The following is a 1702-nucleotide window of genomic DNA, read 5'->3' on the forward strand; positions in this document are numbered from 1 at the left end:
GAGGGGCGACCCGCTGGGGCACGGCGGGACCGGGACGGAGGTCTTCCAGTCGGGGGACGTCCGGATCGACCTGGCCAGGCACGAGGTGACCGTCGGCGGGGCGGCGGTGGCCCTGTCGCGGAAGGAGTTCCAGGTGTTGGCGCTGGTCATGGCCGCGGGCGGGGCCGTGTGCACCCGCGAGCGCATCCTCGCCGAGGTGTGGGGGCGGACCTGGGCCGGGGCGAACCGGACGCTGGACGTGCACGTGGCGACCCTGCGGACCAAGCTCGGCAGGCCCTCGCTGCTGGAGACGGTGCGCGGCGTCGGCTACCGGCTGGGGTCCTAGGTGCGCTCCCGGCTGCTCGGCGTGGTGCTCGCCCTGGTGGTGCTGGTGCTGGTGGGGATGGGTGTGCCGCTCGGTCGCGGGGTCGCGGCGACCGAGCAGCAGGAGATGTTCCTGGACCGGCTGACCGACACCGCGCGGTTCGCCTCGCTGGTGCAGCGGCCGGTCATCGACGACCAGCCGGAGGTCGTGCTCCCCGAGCTCAAGCGTTATTCAGAGCTTTACGGGATCGACGTCGTGTTGCTGCGGCGTGACGGCCAGGTTGCCCTGTCCAGCGCCGAGCGGGAGCCCGACCTGTCGTCACCGGCGGTGCAGGAGACGGTCCGGGGCGCCCTGGCCGGGCGACTGCCGAGCAACCCCGACCTGGTGATGCCGTGGCAGGACCACCCCCTGGTGGTGGCCGAGCCGGTGCTGGTCGACGGCGAGGTGCGCGGCGCCGTGGTGACCTTCTCCCCCACCGGCAAGACCAGGACGGGGGTCGCCCTGTGGTGGCTGGCGATACTGGCCGGGGCCCTCGGCGCGCTCGCGCTGGCGGTGCTCGCCGCGCTGCCCCTGGTGCGCTGGATGCTGCGGCCGGTGCGGGCGCTGGACGACGCGACGAGCGGGCTGGTGGGCGCGATCGTCTCGGGGAGGCCGGTGCCGCCGGTGGGCGGGGCGTCGGGGCCGCCGGAGCTGCGGCAGCTCGGGCGCTCGTTCGACCAGATGGCGGCCAGCGTCGGCGACGTGCTGGCCGCCCAGCGGGCGTTCGTCGCCGACGCCTCCCACCAGCTGCGCAACCCGCTGACCGCGCTGAAGCTGCGGCTGTCGAACCTGGAGGACGCGGTCACCGAGGAGGGCAGGCCGCACCAGGCGGCGGCGCTCGCCGAGGCGAACCGGCTCAACCGCATCCTGGACGAGATGCTGGCGATGGCCCGCGCCGAGTCGTCCTCGGTCGCCCCGGTCGAGGTGGACGTGGACCGGGCGGTGGCGGGCAGGCTGACCGCGTGGATGCCCGCCGCGACCGCCCGCGACGTGCACCTGGTGCTCGGCGGCGAACCCGGCCGGGTGGCGCTGGCCCCGCCCAGGGGGGTGGAGACGGTGCTCGACGCGCTGCTCGACAACGCGCTGAAGTTCACCGCCGAGGGCACGCTCGTGCACGTGGTGGTGCGGCGGGCCGACGGCCGGGTGCGGATCTCGGTGGTGGACGAGGGGCCGGGCCTGGACGAGGAGGAGATGGAGCGGGCCACCGACCGGTTCTGGCGCTCGCCCTCGCACCAGAACGTGGGGGGCTCGGGGCTGGGGCTGTCGATCTTGCTGCGGGTCGTGGAGCGGGTCGGCGGCCGGGTGCGGGTGTTCGGGGGCGACGAGGGCGGTCTCGGCGTCGAGGTGGACTTTCCCGCT

General features: G+C 75.0%; 2 protein-coding genes. Both read left to right on the forward strand.

Translation table 11 applies throughout. From position 1 onward, the window contains the following. A partial coding sequence (locus tag ACTUAL_RS25075) for a winged helix-turn-helix domain-containing protein (RefSeq protein ID WP_440901976.1) occupies positions 1 to 325 on the forward strand: 325 nt, incomplete at its 5' end. Further along, positions 326 to 1702, forward strand: a 1377-nt coding sequence (locus ACTUAL_RS25080) for a sensor histidine kinase (RefSeq protein ID WP_440901977.1), incomplete at its 3' end; no start/stop codon positions are given.

This window comes from Actinosynnema sp. (assembly GCF_052038725.1).